The 16,575-nt window shown below is 33.5% G+C and carries 16 protein-coding genes and 1 riboswitch; all 16 genes read right to left on the bottom strand.

Annotated features, from left to right (window positions below):
- Window positions 1-8 precede the first annotated feature (8 nt).
- Window positions 9-110, bottom strand: a riboswitch (SAM riboswitch).
- A 105-nt stretch (window positions 111-215) separates the two neighbouring features.
- Window positions 216-644 carry a 3-hydroxyacyl-ACP dehydratase FabZ gene (gene fabZ / locus KGNDJEFE_RS01725; protein ID WP_006438940.1) on the bottom strand — a complete coding sequence of 143 codons (429 nt, stop codon included), beginning with the start codon at window positions 642-644 and terminating at the stop codon, window positions 216-218.
- Window positions 645-724: 80 nt separating this feature from the next.
- The gene (gene mreB, locus KGNDJEFE_RS01720; RefSeq protein ID WP_040410168.1) at window positions 725-1,768 is read right to left on the bottom strand and encodes a rod shape-determining protein; all 1,044 of its coding nucleotides are present in this window, start codon (window positions 1,766-1,768) and stop codon (window positions 725-727) included.
- Window positions 1,769-1,914: 146 nt separating this feature from the next.
- Window positions 1,915-3,165 (bottom strand): UDP-N-acetylglucosamine 1-carboxyvinyltransferase, encoded by a 1,251-nt coding sequence (gene murA / locus KGNDJEFE_RS01715; protein ID WP_118549033.1) that lies wholly within the window; start codon window positions 3,163-3,165, stop codon window positions 1,915-1,917.
- A gap of 380 nt (window positions 3,166-3,545) precedes the next feature.
- Complete coding sequence (locus tag KGNDJEFE_RS01710; RefSeq protein ID WP_006438936.1) at window positions 3,546-4,322, bottom strand: rhodanese-like domain-containing protein; 777 nt, start codon at window positions 4,320-4,322, stop codon at window positions 3,546-3,548.
- Window positions 4,323-4,586: 264 nt separating this feature from the next.
- Window positions 4,587-4,976, bottom strand: coding sequence for a DUF956 family protein (locus tag KGNDJEFE_RS01705; RefSeq protein ID WP_006438935.1), 390 nt, complete (start codon window positions 4,974-4,976; stop codon window positions 4,587-4,589).
- An 86-nt stretch (window positions 4,977-5,062) separates the two neighbouring features.
- Window positions 5,063-5,980, bottom strand: a complete 918-nt coding sequence (locus KGNDJEFE_RS01700; protein WP_006438934.1) for a PTS system mannose/fructose/sorbose family transporter subunit IID — start codon at window positions 5,978-5,980, stop codon at window positions 5,063-5,065.
- 21 nt (window positions 5,981-6,001) lie between these two features.
- Complete coding sequence (locus KGNDJEFE_RS01695; RefSeq protein WP_040410166.1) at window positions 6,002-6,817, bottom strand: PTS mannose/fructose/sorbose transporter subunit IIC; 816 nt, start codon at window positions 6,815-6,817, stop codon at window positions 6,002-6,004.
- Window positions 6,818-6,838: 21 nt separating this feature from the next.
- A complete protein-coding gene (locus KGNDJEFE_RS01690; protein WP_006438932.1) occupies window positions 6,839-7,822 on the bottom strand; it encodes a mannose/fructose/sorbose PTS transporter subunit IIA in 984 nt (327 codons plus the stop codon).
- A 425-nt stretch (window positions 7,823-8,247) separates the two neighbouring features.
- A complete protein-coding gene (gene glmS / locus KGNDJEFE_RS01685; protein ID WP_006438931.1) occupies window positions 8,248-10,074 on the bottom strand; it encodes a glutamine--fructose-6-phosphate transaminase (isomerizing) in 1,827 nt (608 codons plus the stop codon).
- A gap of 255 nt (window positions 10,075-10,329) precedes the next feature.
- Complete coding sequence (gene glmM / locus KGNDJEFE_RS01680) at window positions 10,330-11,676, bottom strand: phosphoglucosamine mutase (protein WP_006438930.1); 1,347 nt, start codon at window positions 11,674-11,676, stop codon at window positions 10,330-10,332.
- Window positions 11,677-12,048: 372 nt separating this feature from the next.
- Window positions 12,049-12,594: a 2-oxoacid:ferredoxin oxidoreductase subunit gamma family protein gene (locus tag KGNDJEFE_RS01675; protein WP_006438929.1), complete on the bottom strand. Its 546-nt coding sequence runs from the start codon at window positions 12,592-12,594 to the stop codon at window positions 12,049-12,051.
- Window positions 12,595-13,353 (bottom strand): thiamine pyrophosphate-dependent enzyme, encoded by a 759-nt coding sequence (locus KGNDJEFE_RS01670; protein WP_006438928.1) that lies wholly within the window; start codon window positions 13,351-13,353, stop codon window positions 12,595-12,597.
- A complete protein-coding gene (locus KGNDJEFE_RS01665; RefSeq protein ID WP_006438927.1) occupies window positions 13,353-14,417 on the bottom strand; it encodes a 3-methyl-2-oxobutanoate dehydrogenase subunit VorB in 1,065 nt (354 codons plus the stop codon). The genes KGNDJEFE_RS01670 and KGNDJEFE_RS01665 overlap by 1 nt, the downstream gene beginning before the upstream one ends.
- A 33-nt stretch (window positions 14,418-14,450) precedes the next feature.
- Window positions 14,451-14,666, bottom strand: coding sequence for a 4Fe-4S binding protein (locus KGNDJEFE_RS01660; RefSeq protein WP_006438926.1), 216 nt, complete (start codon window positions 14,664-14,666; stop codon window positions 14,451-14,453).
- Between the two features lie 42 nt (window positions 14,667-14,708).
- Window positions 14,709-15,389, bottom strand: coding sequence for a hypothetical protein (locus tag KGNDJEFE_RS01655; protein WP_006438925.1), 681 nt, complete (start codon window positions 15,387-15,389; stop codon window positions 14,709-14,711).
- Entirely contained in the window at window positions 15,379-16,458 is a 1,080-nt protein-coding gene (buk, locus tag KGNDJEFE_RS01650) for a butyrate kinase (protein WP_006438924.1), read from the bottom strand. The genes KGNDJEFE_RS01655 and buk overlap by 11 nt, the downstream gene beginning before the upstream one ends.
- Between the last annotated feature and the right edge of the window lie 117 nt (window positions 16,459-16,575).

The following is a 16,575-nucleotide window of genomic DNA, read 5'->3' as shown; positions in this document are numbered from 1 at the left end:
TTAACATAACCTCATCTTTCAGGATAAATCCTGTAGGAATTAGCACCTTTTCCCTTATGGGTGGTTGCCGGGCTTCATCGGGCCTGTCCCTCAGCCTCTCTTGATAAGGTAATCAAGATTGTCTATTTTTTCAACGAATTTAATTTTATAATAGATTATATCTTTTGTCAATATAAAATTCAAACCAAAAGATAAATTATTATTTTTAGATAATTTTATTTTTCTGTAAGTGCAAACATTAATTCTCCCTTGCACACTAATTCACCGTCAACATAAGCTGCGGCATCTGCTTTTCCTATATTTCTCTTTAAGGCCTTCATTTCTACTTCCATAGTTAATGTATCTCCTGGTCTTACTTCTCTTTTAAATCTTACTTTGTCTATCCCCGCAAATACACCTAGTTTACCCTTATTTTCTTCAAGAGACATCATAGCAACTGCACCAACTTGAGCCATAGCTTCTATTATTAAAACTCCTGGCATTAGAGGATATTCTGGGAAATGTCCCTGGAAAAATGGTTCATTAGCAGTAACATTTTTTATACCTACTGCTCTTTTTCCCGCTTCAAGTTCAACTATTTTATCTACTAAAAGAAATGGATATCTATGTGGTATTATTTCCTTTATTTGATCAATATTTAACATATATTTCTCCCAATTACTCTATTTTAATCTGAGGAGCTTAAATCAAACTCCTCAGATATATTTATGATTTTAGTATTTTATTATTTGTCTTCTGATGGCATTGATTTGAAAGATCCACCTGTTTTTAATACGTCTAATGAGCTTAATGCAGCACCAGTACCTGTTGCAACACAAGATAATGGATTGTCAGCTATTCTAACTTTTATTCCTGTTCTCTGTTCTATTTTTTTGTCTAGTCCGTATAATAATGATCCTCCACCAGTCATAACTATTCCTGATTCACTTATATCTGCAGCTAATTCAGGTGGTGTTTTTTCAAGTACTGAGTGAGTAGTAACAACTATCTGTTCTACACATTCATCTAAAGCTTCTAATGTTTCTGCTGAGCTTATTTCAACAGTACATGGAAGTCCAGTTATCTGGTTTCTTCCTGTTACTTTCATGAATTTTTCTTCTTCTCTCTTGAATGCACTACCTATTTCCATTTTAACTTTTTCAGCTGTTCTTTCCCCTATTATAAGGTTGTGCTGTTTTTTCATGTATTTTGTTATTGCGTCGTCAAATTTATCTCCACCCATTTTTATAGAGTCGCTGACAACAGCTCCACCAAGAGATATTACTGCTATATCGACAGTACCACCACCGATATCTATTATCATATTTCCACTTGGTTCACCTATTTCTATTCCTGCACCTATTGCAGCAGCTATAGGTTCTTCTATAACATAAACTTCTCTAGCTCCAGCCTGTTTTGTAGCATCTTCAACTGCTCTTTTTTCAACTTCTGTAACACCAGTTGGTACACATACCATTATTCTAGGCATTACTATTTTACCGAAGCCTTTTTTTTCTACTATTTTTTCAACGAAATATTTTAACATTTTTTCTGTTGTATTGTAGTCAGATATAACACCATCTCTAAGAGGTCTTATAGCTGATATATTAGCAGGTGTTCTACCGATCATTCTTTTTGCTTCTTTACCAACCGCTAATATTTCATTTGTTTTATTATCTATTGCAACTACTGAAGGTTCTTCAAGTACTATTCCTTTTCCACTTACATATACTAAGACATTAGCTGTCCCTAAATCTATTCCTATATCAGCACCAGATACTTTTGCCATTTTAAAAACTCCTTTGTCATTCAAATATTTTTTGCTAAATAATTTTAGCTATATACTAAATTATATCATATTTTCAAATTATTATTATCTTGTAAATCTATTATTTTTTCGCATTATTAATAAACCTTAGGTATTTTTCGAAAATATTATTCAACTATTTCTATATTACCACCTAAAGCTCTTATTTTCTTGTCTATATCCACATAACCTCTCTGTATATGGTATATTTCGCCTATCTGTGTTTCACCTTCTGCTATAAGTCCACATAGTATAAGCGCTGCACCAGCTCTTAAATCTGTAGCATTAACTTTAGCTCCGTATAATTTATCAACACCATTTACTATAGCGCTTCTTCCTTCTATTTTTATGTCTGCTCCCATTCTGTTGAATTCAGCAACGTGCATAAATCTGTTTTCAAATACAGTTTCTATAACAACTGCTGTTCCATTAGCTATTGTAAGCATTGCCATAAACTGTGCCTGAACATCTGTTGGGAATCCAGGATGTGGAAGTGTTTTTATATCTATTGGTTTTAATACTTCTGGCCCTATTACTCTAACTGCATTTTCCATCTCAATTATTTCACAGCCAGTTTCTCTTAATTTTGCTATTATTGGTTTTAAGTGTTCCATAAGTACGTTTTCCACAGTTATATCACCTTTTGTCATAGCTGCTGCAACCATGTAAGTAGCTGCTTCTATTCTGTCAGGTATTACTGTATGTTCAGCACCTTTTAAAGATTCAACACCTTTTATTTTTATTGTATTTGTTCCTGCACCTTTAACGTTTGCACCCATTTCGTTTAGGAAGTTAGCTAAGTCAACTATTTCTGGTTCTTCTGCTGCATTTTCTATTATAGTTGTTCCTTCTGCTAATGCTGCAGCCATCATTATGTTTTCTGTAGCTCCTACTGATGGGAAATCAAGGTATAATTTGTTTCCTGTTAATTTTTCTGTTTTTGCTTCTACAAATCCATGATCTATTTCTACTTCAGCTCCTAATGATTTGAATCCTTTTAGATGTAAATCTATAGGTCTTGTTCCTATAGCACATCCACCTGGCATAGATATTTTTGTATGATTAAATCTAGCAAGTAAAGGACCCATTACTAAGAATGAAGCTCTCATTTTTCTAACTAGTTCGTATGGTGCTTCACAAGTAGTTATATTACTAGCATCTACTGTTAAAGTAGTTCCTTCATATGTTACTTCAGCACCTAAATGTCTTAAAAGATCTGATATAACATGAACATCTCTAAGATTTGGTACTCCTTTTAAAACTGATTTTCCTTCTGCAAGTAATGTAGCTGCTATTATAGGTAATACAGCATTTTTTGCTCCGTCTATTTTAACTGTCCCTCTTAAAGGTGCACTTTTTTTAACTATTATTTTTGGCATATTTTTTCTCCTCTAACTTTTTTATCTATATTTAATTGGCTATCTCTCATATTTATATATTTATTCTATCTATTTTAGTATTTTTATGTTTATATTCTATTTTTATACACTGTTTTTTTGTGTATTTATTCTTATTTTTTATTTTTATCGTATTCTTTATTATATAATAATTTTCTAAAAATTTCATTACTCTTATAAAGTTTGTAACCTTTTTTAATTAGTCGCAAAATTTAAACCATTTCATCATTTATCTACAATTCAACATTTTACGCCTTATCAATTATATCACTTTATGTAAACTTTATGAAGGGATTAACAAAAAAAAGACTGTATTTTTATAAATACAGTCTTTCCTAAAAAAATCTATTATTCTATTTTAATTATTCACCTTTAACTAGGTTGTATTCGTACTGTTTAACACCGTCTGCATTGTAAACATCTGTAAATCCATTGTCTACTAAGAACTGTGCTAATTTTCCACTCTTATTTCCTGAGTTGCAGTATACTATTACTTTTTTGTCTTTGTACTGTTCTAATTCACCTAATTTATCTTTAGCTTCGTCAACGAATATGTTTATAGCACCATCTATATGTCCTTTAGCGAAGTCTTTAGCATCTCTAGCATCTATTACTACAGTGTTAGCAGTATCTTTCATTGCTTCTACTACTTCATCACCTTTCATAGTTTTAACTTCTGCTTTTTCAGCTTTAGGTTCTTCTTTACCCTGAACTAATTCATATTCATACTGTTTAACACCATCTGCATTAGAAACATCTGTAAATCCGTTATCTACTAATAACTGTGCTAATTTTCCACTCTTTTTACCTGAGTTGCAGTATACTATTACTTTTTTGTCTTTGTACTGTTCAAGATCGCCAAGTTTAGATTCAGCTTCATCTACAAAAACATTTAATGCTCCTTTTATATGTCCAGCTTCGTATTCAGAAGCGTCTCTAGCATCTATTACTACAGTGTTAGCATCTTTCATTGCTTCTACTAATTCGTCACCTTTTATAGTTTTAACTTCTGCTTTAGCCTGTTCCTGTTTAGCTTCTTCTTTTGGAGCTTCTTCCTGTTTACTACATCCAACAGCACCTATAGATAATACTAATGCTGCACCTATTGCTAGAACTTTAAATTTTTTGTTTAATTTCATTTGTATCCCTACCTTCCTTAACTTGTATACGTTCTTGTTTTTATTATATCATATAAAACAAATTTTTTAAATTTTTTAATGTATCGTTAATAACTATAGTATAACAAAACAAAATAGTTTTATTAAATACATATTTTTTATTTAATCATAATAAAAACTTATCTTTAAACCCTATTTAACCTTTATTTTATTTATATTTATTTTTCTCAATACTATATATAGGCATAAAAAAAAGTGTATTTTCATACACTCTAATTTATTTCTTTATTTTTCATTTTTATCTTTTATTCTAAATAATCTTTTTAACCCGCGTCCTATTACTTGGAAGAAAGTTAAAGATTTTAATAATTTGTCTGATTCTATATATTTATTTACAGCTCTTAAAGTAGCTTTATTATCTCTTGTAGAAAAGCTATATGTTCCATTTTCTTTTGTAACTATTGCAAAACGAGATATCCATTTTCCACGAAAACTTACAGATCCTAATACATGATCTACTTCTGTCCAAGGAATCTGAATATAGTCGTTTACATTTTTTTCATTATAGAATTCAAACGCTTTATCACCAATCATTACATTTCCGTAGCTAGTTAAACCTAAGAATGATGTCGCAGGTACTGTATAGTCTACCTTTGTGTTCATTGATTGAGCCATTAAACACCCTCCTAAAAAATATTATATTTAAAGAAAAAGCTCAGATAACTGAGCTTTTCCTTTGTAATATATTTGAAAATATTTAATTACATTATACCTAATAAGTGAGCACCTATACCAACTATGAATAATGCTATGATTATTACTATTGGAGATACGTTTTTCTTTAATAACTTACAGCATAATAATGTTAATAATAAAGCTGCAAGTCCAGGTATTAACTGGTCTAAGTTACCCTGTAATGTAGTAGTTTTAACTACATCTAGAGCATTTCCACCTAATGAGTTATACATTGTAAGTGCCTGTTTTATACCTTCTGTTCCAGCTGGTAAGCTAGCCCAATCTATATAAGCACCTTCAGACTGTGTAACCTGAGAAACTATTGGAGTAAATGAAATACTTACCCAACGCTGAACTAGAGAACCTATTATGAACATACCAAGTATTGAAGCTCCCTGAGTTATTTTTCCTAATAATCCACCAGATAAATCCTGTGCTATTGAGTTACCAACTTTGTATCCGAATTCCTGAGTGTACCATAAGAAAGCCATACGGATTATATTCCATGCGAAGAAGAATATTAGTGGACCAACTATGTTTCCACCTAATGCTAATGAAGCACCTAATGCTCCAAGTATTGGTCTTAGAGTGAACCAGAATACTGGGTCACCAACCCCTGCTAGAGGTCCCATCATACCAACTTTAACACCCTGTATTGCCTGGTCGTTAACTTCAGCACCATTAGCTCTTTCTTCTTCAAGTGCTAATGTAACCCCTATAACTGGAGCTGATACGTAAGGATGTGTATTGTAGAATTCCATGTGTCTTTTTAAAGCAGCAATCTGGTCTTCTTTATTTGTATATAATTTTTTGATAGCTGGTATCATTGAATAACACCATCCACCATTCTGCATACGTTCATAGTTCCAAGAACCCTGAAGGAACTGATGACGCCAAGCAACAGACATACGGTCTTTTTTAGTTAATGTTTTTCTTTCTGCCATTTTTCTTTTCCTCCTTCAAGATTAATATTCATTTAATATATCGCCAAGTGGATCTCCAGAACCACCGTTTCCATTACCGCCGTTTCCAGCACTTTCTTTTAGTCCTAAGTATAATAGAGCTAAAGATACACCTATTACACCAAGTGCTATAAGTGTTAACTGGTTTATAGCAGCTAGAACAAATCCTAGAGCGAAGAATGGCCATGTTTCTTTTGTTGACATCATGTTTATAACCATTGCATACCCAACAGCGGCAACCATTCCACCACCGATTGTCATACCTGTTGCTAACCATTCAGGCATTGAGTTTAATGCGCTTGTTACAACTGATGCTGGTACGAAACATAAAGCAGCAGCTGGTATAGCTATTCTTATACCCTGAAGTAATATAGCTATTATGTGCCACATTTCCATTTTTCTCATGTTTGCTTCTTCAGCAGCAGCATCCATGAAATGAACTATTGGTATAGATAATGTACGAACTATCATAGTTAAGAATAAACCTGCTACTGATAGTGGTATAGCAACTGCTATAGAAGTAGATATTGCAGTCTGAACATTAGTTGTTCCACCATTTAAACCTAATACCATTATTATTGCAGAAGCAACTGATGCTAAAGCAGCATCTGGTGCAACTGCTGCACCAACGTTTGCCCATCCAAGAGCTATCATCTGTAATGAACCACCAAGGATAACACCCTCAGTTAAATGTCCACTTACTAATCCTATTAATGTACATGCCACTAGAGGCTGATGGAACTGGAACTCATCTAGAACCCCTTCCATACCTGCTAGCAAGGCAACAACAATTATTAAAAGTACTGTTATCATTGACATAACTTTATATCCTCCTCGCCTTTATGCTTTTGCTAATTCAGCTTTTGCTTTTTTAAGAAGATCATCGATATTTTCTCCAGATTCACTTGGAACCTTACGAACATCAAATTTTATTCCCATATCTTTTAATTCTTCTATTGTTTCTATATCTTTTGCGTCCATAGCTATTGCTTTATTTGCAACAACTTTACCTACAGAGTGAGCCATAGAACCTAAGTTTAGTTCTTTAACTTCAACTCCACCTTTTATTGCTCTTAAAGCATCCTGTGGTGTTTCGAATAATAACATTGCTTCAGTATTTCCAAAACGAGTATCTTTCTGAACTTTTATCATTTTGTCGATTGGAACAACGTTTGCTTTAACCCCAGGAGGAGCCGCCTGTTCTATCATTTTTTTACGTAAATCGTCATGAGCAACAGAATCTGAAACTACGATTATACGATTTGGTTTTGTTGTTTTTGTCCAAGTTGTAGCAACCTGTCCATGTAATAAACGTGTGTCTATACGAGCTAACACGTATTTTATTTTTCCGTCACCTATTACTGTTCCTTCTGGTATTGCACCACCAGCAGTTGCCTGAACTGGAGCAGCTTCTTCTTTTTTAGGTTCTAAAGATTCAGGACAAACTTTTATTCCTTCTCTTCCAGCACCTACTATATAAGCTGCTATTTCGTGAGCAGTATCCATAGATAGACGTGCACCATATGCTTCTACAAGCATTGGTAAGTTAAGACCAGTAACTATAGCCCATTTTTCGTGTCCTTCAACAAGTCCTGTAGCCTGATTGAATGGTGTTCCACTCCATAAGTCTACTAAGAATAATACTTCTTCAGGATTTTCGAATGTAGCAATAGCTTCTTCCATCTTAGCTTTTAAATCGTTTGGTCCTTCGCTTGGCTGTAGTGTAACAGCTTTAACATTCTGCTGTTCACCAAATATCATTGATACTGACTGTAGTATCCCATTAGCGAAATCACCATGACTAGCAAGAACAATTCCTACCATATCTCTTTTCCTCCATCCATTAATTTTTATATTTTGAGTTTTATAAATAGAGAAAACAAATTATCATCATAAAATTGCATTTTAAACCAACCTCTTAAAGTTAAAATTATCACAATTAAATTAATATAATAGCATTATACCCTAAGGTATCAATCTTATGCTTTCCCTTTTCCTAAACTCATTAAATACATTATACATTATATAGAACATTAAATTTTTTTTCAACAATTATTTGTCAATCTGAATTTCTTATGAAAATAGGATAACCTTTGTCTACTTTATTTTCAAATAAAAAAAAGCTATGCTTATTTCTTATTCACAAAATTTGCATAGCTTTACTTTATATTTTTATTTATTATTTTTCTTACTAAAATATTTTTTCAATTTGCTTAGAAATCTAAACTATTATAGTTTTTTTCTATATATTATTCAACTGTAACAGACTTGGCAAGGTTTCTCGGTTTATCTACATCAAGCCCTTTCATTGTTGATACATAGTATGCTAATAGCTGCATTGGTACAACCGCAACTATAGGAACTAACATATCATCGCAGTTTGGTATGTATATTACTTCATCAGAAACTTTTTCTACACTTCTGTTGTGTTCCTGAGCTATTGATGCAACAAATGCACCTCTTGCTTTTACTTCCTGCATATTTGATACCATTTTTTCAAATAAGTTTTCCTGTGTTGCTATAGATATCACTGGAGTTCCTTCTTCTATAAGAGCTATTGTTCCATGTTTTAATTCTCCTGCCGCAAATGCTTCTGAGTGTATATATGAAACTTCTTTTAATTTTAAAGACCCTTCCATAGCTAGTGAGTAATCAACTCCTCTTCCAAGGAAGAATACATGCTCTTTTGAAACTATTTTTTCTGCTGTTTCTTTTATTTTATCCTGATTATCTAACACACTCTGTATTTTTTCAGGAAGTTCTTTCATTTTTTCTATAGTTTCTAAATATTCTTCTCTAGTTATTGTTCCTTTTTCAAGAGCAAAGTTTAGAGCTATCATATATAAAGAAGTTATCTGAGTAGTGTACGCTTTTGTTGAAGCAACTGCTATTTCAGGACCAGCCCAAGTATAGAATACTTCGTCTGCTTCTCTTGATATTGATGAACCTACTACATTTGTTATAGCAAGTATTTTAGCACCTTTAGCTTTTGAATCTCTTAAAACTGCTAGTGTATCAGCTGTTTCTCCTGATTGGCTTACTAATATTACTAAAGAATGTTCATCAACAAAATTGTCACTGTATCTAAATTCTGAAGCTATGTCTGTTATTACTGGCACTTTTAAGTATTTTTCAAGTGCATTTTTTCCAAGTAATCCAGCATGATATGCAGTACCACAAGCAACTATATATATTCTATTTATATTGTCTAAGTCTTCTTTAGTTAAATGGATTCCGTCTAATACTATGTTTCCATTTTCGTCTATTCTTCTTTCAAGTGTGTTTTTAACACCTTCTGGCTGTTCATTTATTTCTTTAAGCATGAAACAGTCGTATCCACCTTTTGAAGCTGCTTCTATATCCCATTTTACATCGTATATTTCTTTTTCAACAGGATTTCTTTCTGAGTCGTATATTTTAAGTTCGTTTCCTTTTATATGAACAACTTCTCCATTTTCAAGGAAGTATACTTTTCTAGTGTATTTTAAAAGTGCTGGTATATCTGAAGCTATGAAGTTTTCTCCTTCTCCAACACCCGCTATAAGAGGACTGTCTTTTCTAACAGCTACTAATTCATCTTCATTATCTTTGCATATAACTCCTAATGCATAAGCACCTCTTAATCTAGCTACTGTTTTGTAAACAGCGTCAAGAAGATTTCCTTCGTAGTATTTGTCTACTAAGTGAGCTATTACTTCTGTATCTGTTTCTGATCTGAATTCTACTCCATCTTCTTTTAATTCTTCCTTTAATTCCATGTAGTTTTCTATTATCCCATTGTGGACAACTGCTATTGTTTTGTCCTTATTAAAATGAGGATGAGAGTTCACATCTGATGGTTCTCCATGAGTTGCCCATCTTGTGTGACCTATTCCTAGGTGACCTTTCATTTCATTTTTTTCAATGTCTTCTGCAAGTACAGCAAGTCTACCTTTGAATTTTCTGATTTCTAATTCACCATCGTTGCATACAGCAACACCTGCTGAATCATAACCTCTGTACTCTAATTTTGATAGTCCATCGACTATCACCTCTGATGCATTTTTAGTACCTAAGTACCCAACTATTCCACACATATTTCTGTGCCTCCTAAAAATTATTTATATATTTTTAGAAGTAGTGATAAAAAAATTATTTACTCAAATTTCCCTTTGTTCAAAGAATCACTTCTAAGTTTTGAAGAAATTTTACGATGGTAAATACACCGCAGAGCACCCGCCGAATATTCGATTAACTCTGACCTCGTCAACTTGAATTTATATTAAATTTACAAGTTCTGGCGCTAAAAACAGAAACGGAAACATATCGTTTCCGTCTCCGTAATTTTACAACTAAGCAAGTCTTTCTTTTATAAGTTCCGCAAGATTAGTTGCTAATTCCTTTATCTGTTCTACTTCTTTACCCTCTAACATTACTCTCACAAGAGGTTCTGTTCCTGATGGTCTTATAAGAACTCTTCCTTCTCCATCAAGAAGTTTTTCTATTCTTTCTATTTCAGCTTTAACCTCTGGGAATTCCATGTATCTATTTTTATTTTCATTTTTAACCTTTGCATTTATAAGTACCTGAGGATACTGTTCCATAACAGATGCTAATTCAGAAAGAGTTTTTCCTTCTTCTGCTATTATTCCTGATAATACTAGTGAACTTAATGTACCGTCCCCAGTTGTATTGTTGTCTAGGAATATTAAATGTCCAGACTGTTCTCCACCAAGAACATATCCTTCTTTTAGCATTTCTTCCATTACGTATCTATCCCCTACTTTTGTTATAGCAAGGTCTATGTCATTTTCTTTTGCTGCTATTTTTAGACCTATATTAGTCATTACAGTAACAACAAGAGTATTTTTAGCAAGTTTTCCTTTTTTCTTTAAGTTTATAGCGCTTAGTATCATTATTCTATCGCCATCAACTATATTACCTTTTTCATCTACAGCTATTAATCTATCTGCATCCCCATCGTATGCAAGACCATAATCTGCACCTTCTTCAACAACAACTTTCTGTAAATTTTCTGGGTGAGTTGATCCGCATTTATCATTTATGTTTGTTCCATCTGGTTCTGCAGCTATAGCTATTACCTCAGCTCCAAGTCTTCTATATGCTTCTGGAGCTACTTTTGAAGCTGCACCATTTGCACAATCTAGAACTATTTTTTTACCAGTTAAGTCAACTCCTGCAGATTCTATTAAGAAGTCTACATACTCATTCTGAGCTTCATGTCTATGTATTCTTTTACCAACTTCTGTTCCTGTTGGATTTGAATCAACTGCATCTATATCGTCTATATATTTTTCTATTTCAAGTTCTATATTGTCATCTAATTTAAATCCATCTTTATTGAAGAATTTTATTCCATTGAATTCAACTGGGTTATGTGAAGCAGATATTACAACACCACAGTCTGCATTGTATTTTCTTGTTAAGTATGCAACTGCAGGTGTAGGTATTACACCAACTGTTATAACATCACAACCTACTGACATAAGCCCTGATATTAAAGCTGCTTCTAGCATATCTCCAGATATTCTAGTATCTTTACCTACTACAACTTTTACTCTGTGATCTCCTTTTGCAAGTACGTATCCACCAGCTCTACCTAATTTGTAAGCAAGGTTACAATCAAGCTCCGTATTTGCTACTCCTCTTACTCCATCAGTTCCAAAATATTTTCTCATAATCTTCTCCCTTTCCCGGTATAAATTATATCCCTCTTTTGTTTACAACATTCTCATTTTTCCATTATTTGCTAGTTAATCTTTTTTACTATTTTTGTATTTATTTTTCTTTTTTTAAATTCTCTCAAAATTTAATTAAATAGTTTATACTTTTCATTATACATTTATTATTATTCTTTTATTTATAAACGTTATCTTTTTACATAAGACTATTTTATTACTTATCAATAAAAAACTCAATAGAAATATTTTTATTATTAATATAAATAGATATTAATAAGGTCTTTGATAGTTTTTTGTACAAAAAAAGAAAGTTATCGAATAATCGATAACTTTCTATATATGATAATTTAGTTTTACCTAAACAAAAATCTATTTCTGTGTAGCTTCTATACCTTTTTCTAATGCTGCTCTATTTAGTGGTATGAATTTAGCTTTTCTTTCTCCGAAAACTTTTTTGAAAGCTTCAAGAACAGAATCAACTGAAACAGTTCCAGATACACCTAAGTAAGCACCTAACATTATCATGTTAGCAACTTTAGGGTTACCTAATTCAACTGCTAATTCGTTTGCAGGTATATAATAAACATCTACATCATCTCTAGCAACTTTTTCTTTTATTAAAGAAGAGTTTACTAATATTTTTCCTCCAGGTATAACGTCGTTCTGGAATTTGTGGAATGCTGGTAAATTCATTAAAACTGCTGCTGTAGCATCATCAGTTATTAATGGAGAACCTACTTCATGATCAGATACTGTTACTGCACAGTTAGCAGTACCTCCACGCATTTCTGGTCCATATGATGGTAACCAAGCAACTTCTTTATTTTCTAGCATTCCTGCATAAGTTAGTAACTGTCCCATAGACATAACACCCTGGCCTCCGAAGCCTGCACATATTACTCTAGCTGTAGACATTTACTTCACCTCCTGTTCATCAAGATCTACGTCTTTTAAGTTTCCTAAAGGATAGTATGGTATCATGTTATCTCTTAACCACTGTAAAGCGTCTGATGGAGTTTTACCCCAGTTTGTTGGGCAAGTAGATAATACTTCAACTATAGAGAATCCTTTTCCAGCTAACTGAACCTGGAAAGCTTTCTTTATAGCTTTTTTAGCTGCTCTTACGTGTGCTGGAGTATCAACTGTTACTCTTTCTACGAATACAGCACCTTTTATAGTAGCTAACATTTCAGCTATTCTTAAAGAGAATCCATTTACTTCTGGATTTCTACCATCCTGGCAAGTTGTAGCTTTCTGTCCAACTAATGTTGTAGGAGCCATCTGTCCACCAGTCATACCATATATAGCATTATTTACGAATATAGTAGTTATTTTTTCTCCTCTGTTTGCAGCGTGTACTATTTCTGCAGCACCTATAGATGCTAAGTCACCATCTCCCTGATATGTGAATACTACTTTATCAGGCTGGCATCTTTTTATTCCTGTTGCACAAGCTGGAGCTCTACCGTGAGCAGCTTCCTGTGTATCACAGTTGAAGTAGTTATATGCTAAAACTGAACATCCAACTGGAACAACGCCTATAGCGTCGCCTAAAACACCTAATTCTTCTAAAACTTCAGCTACTAATCTGTGGATTATACCATGAGTACATCCTGGACAGTAGTGAGTCTGGACTTCCTGAAGTCCTTTAGTTCTTTCAAATACAACAGCCATTATTTAGCACCTCCTGAAAGTATTTCTTTTGCAAGTCTTGTTAAATCTTTTGGTAGTGGAACCATACCACCTGGTCTACCATGGAAGTGAACTGGTAATTTACATTCACATGCAAGTTTAACGTCTTCTATCATCTGTCCCATAGACATTTCTACAACGAATAAATCTTTAGCATTTGGTATTTTTGTAAATGCTTCATTTGGGAATGGCCATAAAACTTTAGGTCTTATTAAACCAACTTTTAATCCTTCTGCTCTTAAATCATCTACTGCATTTTTAACAACTCTTGAAGTAGTTCCGTAAGCAACGAATACTAATTCAGCGTCATCTGTATTGTACATTTCATACTGAACTTCATTAGCTTCCATAGCTTTGAATTTTTCATTTAAGTGCCAGCAGTGTTCTTCTAGAACTTCTGGTGATAAGTATAAAGAGTTTATAACATTTGGTTTTCTCTGTCCTTTAGTACCAGTTGTAGCCCAGTCTTTTGGAGGTAATTCTCTTTTTCTTTCTGGAGCTTTAAATTCTACTGGTTCCATCATCTGTCCTATCATACCATCAGCCATAACCATTACTGGTGTTCTGTAGTAATCTGCAACATCAAATGCTTCCTGTATCATATCAACTGCTTCCTGAACTGTAGCTGGAGCGAATACTGGAGTTCTGTAGTCACCATTTCCTCCACCTCTAGTTGTCATGTAGTAATCTGCCTGAGATGGCTGTATACTTCCTAGTCCTGGACCACCTCTCATTACGTTTAGTATAACGCATGGTACTTCTGCACCAACTGCATATGTTATACCTTCCTGTTTAAGTGCAACACCTGGAGAAGATGAAGAAGTCATAACTCTTACTCCTGATCCTCCTGCACCGTAAACCATATTTATAGCAGCAACTTCAGATTCAGACTGAACGAATGCTCCACCTACTTTTGGTAATTCTCTTGATAAATATTCTGGTAATTCACTCTGTGGAGTTATTGGGTAACCGAAGAAATATTTACATCCAGCTTCTATAGCTGCTTTACCAAACGCTTCGTTACCTTTCATAAGTATCTTAGCCATTAAAATTCCCCCCTATGATTATTTATTAAATAATTAGTCTCTTTCTACAGTTATAACTACGTCTGGGCACATCATTGCACAGCTAGCACAACCTATACATTTTTCCATTTCTACTACTCTAGCAGGGTTATATCCCTTTTCATTTGTTGTTTCAGTGTCTAGTGATATTATTTTCATTGGACATACTTCTACACACAATCCACAACCTTTACAGTACTTTTGATCAAAAGATACTCTTCCTTTAGCCATTTGCTTAAGCCTCCTTAAACTATCATTTTATTTGAAACCAAACTACATCATCCAGTCGTCTCTCATATATAGATCTATTGGAAGTATTTCTCCTTCCAATCCTTCTGGAAGCTGGTTTGCAACCTCTCTTAAACAAGCCACATATTTTATAGGTATGTTTCTCGCTTTAGAAACTTCTCTTGAAACTTCCTGTCCTTTTAATACATCTTCTACTGTTGTAGCTTTCAGCATATGAGTATTGTTTATAAGTCCAGTTACTTTCAACTGAGATGCTGCTTCAATTTCATCTATATATTCCATAACTTCTTCAGCAGTCTGAGTTCTTTCTCTGTTAGCATTGACAACGAAGAATAAATCATATTCGTCGTCAGGTATTGAGCCACGGAATCTTGCTATTACCCTAGCTCCTACTTTATCTCCACCTAAATCTATAACATACTGATAAGATTTATCATTCATTGGAGTTGTAACTTCAGCAGATACAGCAGGTAAGTCTAAACTTGGTGCATCTACTGAACTATCTATAGGGTGTATACCCATAGCTTTCATTTCTTCTTTTCTTTCTCTTGATCTGAAGTAAACATTTACTACGTCAAGATCGGCAAGTGCTACTTTATCTTCTGTTTCTTTTCTTAGCTGTACGACATAGTTAACGGCAACTTCACTTTTACCACTACCATAGTGGCCAGTTATTATTCTTATTCTTTTATCTTTATTTACCATATACTAAAGCCTCTTCTTCTCCATTAAGAACTCTTAGTCCACCCTGAGCTAGAGCTATCATTTCGTCTTCTCCTGGATAAACTTTAACTTCTGCTATGAAGCCAACTCTTTCTGATATTTCTTTAGTGAATGATTTTGAATAAGCTATACCACCTGTTAATAATACAGCATCTACGTTACCTTTTAATACAGCTGCACATGCACCTATTTCTTTAGCTACCTGATATGCCATTGCGTCATATACAAGTTTAGCTTTTTCATTTCCTGCTTCTATCATTTCTTCAACTTCTCTTGCATCATTAGTGTTTAGATAAGAAACAAGTCCTGCACTACCTTTTATTTTTTTCTTCATATCGTCTAATGTATATTCTCCACTGAAGCACATTTTTATTAGGCTTCCTACTGGTAGTCCACCAGATCTTTCTGGAGAGAATGGTCCTTCACCATCTAATGCATTAGCAACATCTATAACTCTTCCTTTTTCGTGAGCTCCTACAGATATTCCTCCACCCATATGAGCTACTATTAGGTTAACGTCTTCGTATGATTTTCCAACTTCTTTAGCATATCTTCTTGCTATTGCTTTCTGATTTAAAGCGTGGAATATACTTGTTCTTTCTATATCAGCCATTCCTGATATTCTAGCTACATCCTGTAATTCATCAACAACAACAGGGTCTACTATGAAAGAAGGTACTCCTACTTCATCACCTATCTGTTTAGCTATTATTCCACCAAGGTTAGAAGCGTGTTCTCCTGAAACACCAACTCTTAAGTCTTCTACCATGTCAGCATTAACTGCATAAGTTCCACCTTTTATAGGTTTTAAAAGACCTCCTCTACCTACAACAGCGTCTAATTCAGATGTTTTCACTCCACCTTCAGCTAAAGCGTCTTCTATAACACCTTTACGGAATTCGAACTGATCTGCTATTTTGTCGTATTTTCCGATTTCTTCTGAAGAGTGTCTAAGTGTTTTTTCAAATACTAGTGATTCATCATCGAAAACAGCTATTTTTGTAGATGTTGAACCTGGGTTAATAGTTAATATTCTATTTACTTTACTCATGTAGTTTTTACCTCCTGTAAAATTTAAAAACCTATTGTCTAATAAATTAATTAAAAAATATAAATTTCAAGCTATTTTGTAGCTTTTTATATAATCTAAAATAATTTTATATTTTAG

Origin of the sequence: Peptacetobacter hiranonis (genome assembly GCF_008151785.1) — a bacterium.
Lineage (GTDB): Bacteria > Bacillota > Clostridia > Peptostreptococcales > Peptostreptococcaceae > Peptacetobacter > Peptacetobacter hiranonis.
This window is presented reverse-complemented; position numbering and strand designations above follow the sequence as displayed.

What these genes read in the sequence shown, in the direction of transcription:
- KGNDJEFE_RS01665 (WP_006438927.1), bottom strand. Translation starts at nt 14,417, where the DNA reads ATGGCTAAGATACTTATGAAAGGTAACGAAGCGTTTGGTAAAGCAGCT.
- KGNDJEFE_RS01660 (WP_006438926.1), bottom strand. Translation starts at nt 14,666, where the DNA reads ATGGCTAAAGGAAGAGTATCTTTTGATCAAAAGTACTGTAAAGGTTGT.
- mreB (WP_040410168.1), bottom strand. Translation starts at nt 1,768, where the DNA reads ATGGCAAAAGTATCTGGTGCTGATATAGGAATAGATTTAGGGACAGCT.
- glmM (WP_006438930.1), bottom strand. Translation starts at nt 11,676, where the DNA reads ATGAGAAAATATTTTGGAACTGATGGAGTAAGAGGAGTAGCAAATACG.
- murA (WP_118549033.1), bottom strand. Translation starts at nt 3,165, where the DNA reads ATGCCAAAAATAATAGTTAAAAAAAGTGCACCTTTAAGAGGGACAGTT.
- KGNDJEFE_RS01695 (WP_040410166.1), bottom strand. Translation starts at nt 6,817, where the DNA reads ATGTCAATGATAACAGTACTTTTAATAATTGTTGTTGCCTTGCTAGCA.
- KGNDJEFE_RS01675 (WP_006438929.1), bottom strand. Translation starts at nt 12,594, where the DNA reads ATGTCTACAGCTAGAGTAATATGTGCAGGCTTCGGAGGCCAGGGTGTT.
- KGNDJEFE_RS01670 (WP_006438928.1), bottom strand. Translation starts at nt 13,353, where the DNA reads ATGGCTGTTGTATTTGAAAGAACTAAAGGACTTCAGGAAGTCCAGACT.
- fabZ (WP_006438940.1), bottom strand. Translation starts at nt 644, where the DNA reads ATGTTAAATATTGATCAAATAAAGGAAATAATACCACATAGATATCCA.
- glmS (WP_006438931.1), bottom strand. Translation starts at nt 10,074, where the DNA reads ATGTGTGGAATAGTTGGGTACTTAGGTACTAAAAATGCATCAGAGGTG.
- KGNDJEFE_RS01710 (WP_006438936.1), bottom strand. Translation starts at nt 4,322, where the DNA reads ATGAAATTAAACAAAAAATTTAAAGTTCTAGCAATAGGTGCAGCATTA.
- buk (WP_006438924.1), bottom strand. Translation starts at nt 16,458, where the DNA reads ATGAGTAAAGTAAATAGAATATTAACTATTAACCCAGGTTCAACATCT.
- KGNDJEFE_RS01655 (WP_006438925.1), bottom strand. Translation starts at nt 15,389, where the DNA reads ATGGTAAATAAAGATAAAAGAATAAGAATAATAACTGGCCACTATGGT.
- KGNDJEFE_RS01690 (WP_006438932.1), bottom strand. Translation starts at nt 7,822, where the DNA reads ATGGTAGGAATTGTTCTTGCTAGTCATGGTGATTTCGCTAATGGGATA.
- KGNDJEFE_RS01705 (WP_006438935.1), bottom strand. Translation starts at nt 4,976, where the DNA reads ATGGCTCAATCAATGAACACAAAGGTAGACTATACAGTACCTGCGACA.
- KGNDJEFE_RS01700 (WP_006438934.1), bottom strand. Translation starts at nt 5,980, where the DNA reads ATGGCAGAAAGAAAAACATTAACTAAAAAAGACCGTATGTCTGTTGCT.